The organism is Phaeovulum vinaykumarii, from assembly GCF_900156695.1.
GTDB classification, from domain to species: domain Bacteria; phylum Pseudomonadota; class Alphaproteobacteria; order Rhodobacterales; family Rhodobacteraceae; genus Bieblia_A; species Bieblia_A vinaykumarii.
Window position 1 is genome coordinate 1 of sequence record NZ_FTOM01000019.1, and the last position, 5,541, is coordinate 5,541.

General features: G+C 67.5%; 7 protein-coding genes and 1 pseudogene. 2 read left to right on the plus strand and 6 right to left on the minus strand.

What is annotated here, in order from left to right; translation table 11 throughout:
- Window positions 1–78: 78 nt before the first annotated feature.
- From BW949_RS16255 to BW949_RS16275, 5 genes and pseudogenes are all read right to left on the minus strand, one after another.
- Window positions 79–1,038: a phage major capsid protein gene (locus tag BW949_RS16255; RefSeq protein WP_083947812.1), complete on the minus strand. Its 960-nt coding sequence runs from the start codon at window positions 1,036–1,038 to the stop codon at window positions 79–81.
- A gap of 3 nt (window positions 1,039–1,041) precedes the next feature.
- Window positions 1,042–1,374 (minus strand): HNH endonuclease, encoded by a 333-nt coding sequence (locus tag BW949_RS16260; protein ID WP_076367967.1) that lies wholly within the window; start codon window positions 1,372–1,374, stop codon window positions 1,042–1,044.
- A complete protein-coding gene (locus BW949_RS16265) occupies window positions 1,371–1,712 on the minus strand; it encodes a phage head closure protein (protein ID WP_076367969.1) in 342 nt (113 codons plus the stop codon). The genes BW949_RS16260 and BW949_RS16265 overlap by 4 nt, the downstream gene beginning before the upstream one ends.
- Window positions 1,703–2,395, minus strand: a pseudogene (locus BW949_RS16270) (terminase TerL endonuclease subunit); the annotation flags it as partial. The gene BW949_RS16265 and the pseudogene BW949_RS16270, both read right to left, overlap by 10 nt.
- A 452-nt stretch (window positions 2,396–2,847) precedes the next feature.
- Window positions 2,848–3,093 carry a hypothetical protein gene (locus BW949_RS16275; RefSeq protein ID WP_076367971.1) on the minus strand — a complete coding sequence of 82 codons (246 nt, stop codon included), beginning with the start codon at window positions 3,091–3,093 and terminating at the stop codon, window positions 2,848–2,850.
- Between the two features lie 151 nt (window positions 3,094–3,244).
- Here BW949_RS16275 and BW949_RS16280 point away from each other — a divergent pair, with 151 nt between their 5' ends.
- Window positions 3,245–3,577: a phage protease gene (locus tag BW949_RS16280; RefSeq protein WP_268875861.1), complete on the plus strand. Its 333-nt coding sequence runs from the start codon at window positions 3,245–3,247 to the stop codon at window positions 3,575–3,577.
- An 84-nt stretch (window positions 3,578–3,661) separates the two neighbouring features.
- Window positions 3,662–4,024 carry a hypothetical protein gene (locus BW949_RS16285; protein WP_076367975.1) on the plus strand — a complete coding sequence of 121 codons (363 nt, stop codon included), beginning with the start codon at window positions 3,662–3,664 and terminating at the stop codon, window positions 4,022–4,024.
- 118 nt (window positions 4,025–4,142) lie between these two features.
- Here the strand turns inward: BW949_RS16285 and BW949_RS16290 are convergent, their stop codons facing one another.
- A complete protein-coding gene (locus BW949_RS16290; RefSeq protein ID WP_076367977.1) occupies window positions 4,143–5,171 on the minus strand; it encodes an SDR family NAD(P)-dependent oxidoreductase in 1,029 nt (342 codons plus the stop codon).
- Between the last annotated feature and the right edge of the window lie 370 nt (window positions 5,172–5,541).

The window sequence follows — 5,541 nt, forward strand, 5'->3', positions numbered from 1 at the left end:
GCGGTGATGCGCAAGCTCATCGTCCTCGCCAACGCCCTGATCCGGGATAACCGAAAATGGGCCGAAATTGCCCCTTGATCAAAACGGATACTCCATGTAGTCCCAGACCTCGGGCCGGATCAGCGCGCGCACATCGGCCGGGGTCGAGGCGGCATTGCGGGTCATGAACCGCACCACGGCGCCGCGATAGGTCGCCCAGGACGCCGCAGCATCAACGGCAGTCGTGGGGATGCCATAGGTCGCCGCCCCGGTGATGACGCCCAGCGGTTGCCCGTCCGCGCCGGTCCCGAGGAAGATCGCCCGATCCAGCTCGGCCGCCATCGCGCCGTTCATGTCGCGCCGGATCGCGGCTTCCAGCGCATCGCCCGATTGCAGGAGCGCCTTGCGCGTGATGCGCATCTGAACGCCCATCGTCTGGTTCGGGGCCAGCGCCTTGTCGGTCGTGGTGTAGGCGGTCGGATCGGGAATGCTGCCCGTCTCGCCGTCCGCCCAGCCCGCCGTGACGGCCGAGGTCGCCACCGGCCATTCCACCGCGCCGGAGCCGATGCCGATCATCTGGGCGCCCATGCGCGCGGCCACGCTGGCCGGGAACAGCCGGTCGATGATCGGGCGCGTCTGCATCGGATCGGGGGTCGCGGTCGAGATGGTTTCCCCGGCCCGCGCTTCGAGCGCCAGGAGCGGGACCGGGATGCCGCGATAGCCGCCCGCGTTGCGCAGCTCGGTCACGACTTCGGCGGTCTGCCCTTCGAGGGCGCGGCCATCATTCAGCGCGCCGACAACCTGGCGCATCTGAAAGCCCGCGATCAGGTCGGCCCATTCGCGGCCCGCGCGGGTTTCCAGATCGGCCCCGGCCTCGCGGCGTTCGGTGTCTTCCGCGATCAGGGCGGCGCGATACCGGGTCTCGTTGGTCCGGTATTCCGCGTCGAGGGCTTCCATCGCGCGGGTTTCGTCTTCGGTCGGGGTCGGCTTCCCGGCCAGCTCGGCCAGCTTCTGGCGGATCTCGCTTTGCCGCCGCGCGATCTTCACAGAGTCCAACATGGGTTATTCCTTTTCCGTGGTTGTGGTTTCCGCCGCCAATTCGGCAACGGCAGTCGCCCAAGCCTTGCGCTCGGGGGATTTCTCCTTGTGCCCGCACTCGATGCGGGTCTTGCGGGTGTGGCAGCGGCCGCAGAGCGCCTGAAGGTTGCGCGGGTCGAAGGCCAATTCCGGGTGCGTCCGCACCGGCTTGATGTGGTCGATCTCGAGGCGCCGCCGCTCGCCGCAGCACCGGCACGCCCAGCCGTCGCGCTCGAGGATCTGTTGGCGCAGCACCGCCCACCGCCGCGTGCGCGTGACGCGCTTCGAGTGGCGCGCATAGTCCTTGCGCTTGCTCATGCCGCCCCCTTGGTCGCCGTGATCTCAAGGAAGCCGCGCCGGGGCTGCGCCACCTCCTTGATGCCGTCGATCGCCCAGGTCGCGCCGTCGCAGGTAAACTGATCCATCGGCGTGAGGCCCGCCGCGAAGCTGGAACGCCGGATGATGAACCGCGCCGTCACCGTCGCCAGCAGGCGCCCCGCCGCCACCTGTTCCGCGTCCGACACGTCCTTGCGCGCGCCCCAGACCGGGACGCCATGCGCGGCCCAGCCGGTAATGACGTTGCCGTAACCGTCATCCCCCATCACCGCGCGCAGGAATTGAAGCCGCCTGTCGAGGCGCAGGACGTTCACACCCATAGCGCCGTCGCCTTCCTGATCGGGGCCGCCTTCATCCGCGCGCCCTGGGCCACCGCCAGCACCGTGGCCGCGGCCGCGTCGATCCGCCCGAGGCTGCGCGCCTTGGCCAGCTTCTGATTGCCTGCCGGGTCCACCAGCGTGATCGCGTCGGAGAAGGCGAAGCGCAGAAGCATGGACGGCGCGGCCTTCACGTCGCCGTCAAACAGCGCCCGGCGAAACCGCTCGATATCCTCTGAGCCGTCCTTCCAGCCGAAGCCGCGCCAGATGAACGGAACGCGGGCCAGCCCGGCCGCCTGCATGGCTTCGGTGAATTCGGCATGGCGGAAGCGGTCGCCCACGATGCAATCGGGCGTGATCCCGGACAGGTGCTTGACGATCTGCGCCAGCCAGGGGCCGGGCGGCACCGTGGCTTCGCCCATCACCGACAGCTCGCCGCGCTCCTGCATCTGGCAATACCGATCCGAGACCCCATCGGAGGCGCCGCGATCCGCCAGCGACGGGGTTGCCGGGAAGGTGCCCAGAGCTTCGAGACGCCCGGTCTCGGGCCAGTAGAACGCCGCCGCCGACATGGACCGCGAGCCGCCCAGGTCAACGCCGAGGACGCAGGGGCCTTCGCGCGCGGGCAGATCATCGGGCGAGACTTCCGCCGCCATCCATTCGTCAACCGTGACCAGGACCGAGCGGTCTTGGGACCATTTCCGAAGAGGTCGAGGCCTTCGCCCGCGCGGTCTGCCGTGTTCGCTGTCTTCCGTGTCATCTCTCTTGCCTCTGCTCTTCTCTCTGTCTTGCCCCTGTCCATCAGTTCAGACCTGCTGTGACGGTCGGAAAGCGGGTTAAGGGCGGGGGTTGAAAACCCCGCCTCCCGCCCCGACCGCCGCGATCTTGACCTGTCCATTCAGACGAGCCCGCCGCTTAGGCCAGACCTGCCTTTCCCTCGGCTCGGTCCGCTCCCCCATGTTCGCCGCCAGAGGGTGGCAGCGGGGCCTTAGGGCGTGGGGAGACCCCTTGCGGGGAATAGCTGCCCTTGGTGCTTTGGCCCGTTACCCGGTGCGCACCGTCGAAAGCGTCAGCCCCGGTTAACCCGTGAAACCCGACTGACGCCCGCAGCCCGCCGCGTGAGCGGCAGGCGGTGTTCTCAATCCTCGACCAGCTCGATCAGCCCCTCGCCGTTCAGCAACGCCTGATCGTCAGCTCTCTGCGCGTCGATCAGGCGGCGCATCAGGCGCTCTTGCTTGGGGCTGGGCAGCCAGTCCTGTCGCTTGCCCTTCCCGGCAATCGACAGGGCAAAGCCCTTGATCCACGCCTCTTCCTGCCGCTTGGCCCACCGCACCACGGCAGGCCATTGCAGGGTCAGCAGCATGTCGCATTCATGCTCGGTCATGCCTGCACCCCGCGATACCTGGCGCCCACACGGGCCATGTGCGGCGACGTGGAGAGGGCCTTCGCATCCATCGGGGATCGCCCGTCATAATGCAGCGCGGCCTGATCCATGAGCGCCTGCGCGAGGTCGGGCCATCGTCGCGGCGGCAACCATTGCACAAACGGGCGGCGAGGCGGAAACGCAACTCGCCTCCTTGCGCGCCGAGATCCATCAAGGCCGGGTCGATGCAGCACTCGAACGGGCGCGTGCCTTGGGCAAGCTCGTGCCCGCGATGGAGGAATGGGCGGTGGAGCTGGCCAGCGCCAACATCACGAGCTTCGAAGCCTGGGAGGCCTGCGCCTTGCCGCTGGTCAACCTTGGCGGCCCGAAGCTCGCAGGCCGCGTGCCGCCGCCCGAGTTGCTCACGCATGGCAAAGGCCGCACGAATGCCGAGCGCCTCGCGGTCTGCGCGCAACTCGGGATCGAGCCGGGACAGAACGTATAACCGCACAGGGCGCGCTTGGCGGAAGGCGCGCCCTGTGGCCCGTGGTGAGGTGACGCACCACGGGCCACCCAACAGGAGAAACGCATGACGCAAGCGTCGGTTACGGACCTGGTGGCATCTGCCCTCTTCGAGCTGACGGCAGGGCAAGCCGCTTTTTCCCGTGCGATCAGGAGCCTTGAAGCCGCCCTTGAACAGGGCGTTCAAGATGGTATCGAAAGCCAGCCCGCCTGCGCCGTTCCTCCCTCGGAACACCGCCGCGCGCATCGCTCGGGAACCGCGCCGAAGATTGCCAGCGATCCGGAATTGCAAACCTTCATCGCGGCGCGTGTCGATCGGCTCACCTTCGAACAGATTGCAGCAGAGGTGGCGCAGCACTTTCCGCCCGCGCGCCGTGTCGGTAAAACCGCGATCTGGGAGTGGTGGAAGAAGCGACAGGTTGGCGGCTGAGTTCGTGGCGAACGTCCCAGAACCGTCCGGGATAGTGTGTGGACTGCTGATCACTTCCGGTAATAAAGGCCACGAAATGACGTTACGGAGAAAGTGAAAGACAACACCCTGCGCCGCGTCAGGCCCCGTAATAGCTGCGATACCACGCGACAAAGGCCGCAACGCCTTCGGGGACGCGGGTGCGCGGCGCATAGCCCGTCAGCCGGTGCAAAAGCGCGGCATCCGCCCAGGTGGCCGGCACGTCGCCCGGTTGCATCGGCATCAGGTTGCGCGTGGCGCGCCGCCCGGTCGCGGCCTCGATCGCGGCAATGAAATCGGTCAGCTGGACGGGTTCGGAATTGCCGATATTGACCACCCGCCAGGGCGCCACCGGCGACAGGCTGTCACCCGCGGGCACGCGCCCCTCGGCCGGGCGCTGCGGCACGGCGTCGATCAGCAGGCGAATGGCCGCCACCAGATCGTCGACATAGGTGAAGTCGCGCTTCATGTCGCCGTGGTTGTAGACGTCGATCGGCGCGCCCTCGAGGATCGCGCGGGTGAACTTGAACAGCGCCATGTCGGGCCGCCCCCAGGGGCCATAGACGGTGAAGAAACGAAACATCGTCACCGGCAGGTCGAACAGATGCGCATAGGAATGCGCCATCGATTCGGTCGCCTTCTTGGTGGCGGCATAAAAGCTCATCTGATGGTCGGCCTTCGCCGTCTCGGCATAGGGCATCACCGTGTTCGCGCCATAGGCCGAAGAGGTCGAGGCCAGCAGCATATGCCGGGGCGGGAAGGCGCGCGCGGCCTCGAGGATCTCGAAGGTGCCTGTGATGTTGCTGTCGAGATACGAGCGCGGGTTCTCGATCGAATAGCGCACGCCGGCCTGGGCTGCGAGATGGATCACCACCTCGGGGCGGTGGCGCTCGAACATCGCGCGCATGCGGCCCGGCGCCTGGATGTCGTCGTTGACGATGGAAAAGCGCGGGTGTTCGGCCAGCATCGCCTGGCGGCGTTCCTTCAGGCGCACGTCGTAGTAATCCGACAGGTTGTCGATGCCGGCCACGCACCAACCCTCGTCCAGAAGGCGCTGGCACAGGTGATAGCCGATGAAGCCCGCAGCCCCGGTGACAAGCGCCGTGCGCGGATTGGGATCGTCTTGCATGCTCAGCGCTCCGGGGTTGCCCTGGGGTGATGTCGTGGCGCGGCCGGTCGCGCGCGGCGCGGCCGGGGCGGTCGTGCCTTGTTAGGCCGCCTTGGCGCGCGTTTCCAGAGGCAGGCGCCTCCCCCCGCCCGCGCGTTACGCAACAGCCGCATTTCGCGGCAACGCGGGCGCGATCTGCCCCGCGGGCAATCATCACGCCTTCGTGAGCGGGCGCAACTGCAACACATCGCCGGAAACCCGCGCACAAGCGCCCGACTGACGTTCATCCTTCATCCGCGCGTTAGAGTATCATTCCGACGCCTGAGGGGGATTTGCGTTGGTTTTGGGGATGTTTTGGGGGTTTTGTCGGGGCTTGGGCGTTCTGTGGGCG

Coding starts and splice junctions, on each gene's coding strand:
- BW949_RS16255 (WP_083947812.1), bottom strand. CDS start 1,038: ATGTTGGACTCTGTGAAGATCGCGCGGCGGCAAAGCGAGATCCGCCAG.
- BW949_RS16260 (WP_076367967.1), bottom strand. CDS start 1,374: ATGAGCAAGCGCAAGGACTATGCGCGCCACTCGAAGCGCGTCACGCGC.
- BW949_RS16265 (WP_076367969.1), bottom strand. CDS start 1,712: ATGGGTGTGAACGTCCTGCGCCTCGACAGGCGGCTTCAATTCCTGCGC.
- BW949_RS16275 (WP_076367971.1), bottom strand. CDS start 3,093: ATGACCGAGCATGAATGCGACATGCTGCTGACCCTGCAATGGCCTGCC.
- BW949_RS16285 (WP_076367975.1), top strand. CDS start 3,662: ATGACGCAAGCGTCGGTTACGGACCTGGTGGCATCTGCCCTCTTCGAG.
- BW949_RS16290 (WP_076367977.1), bottom strand. CDS start 5,171: ATGCAAGACGATCCCAATCCGCGCACGGCGCTTGTCACCGGGGCTGCG.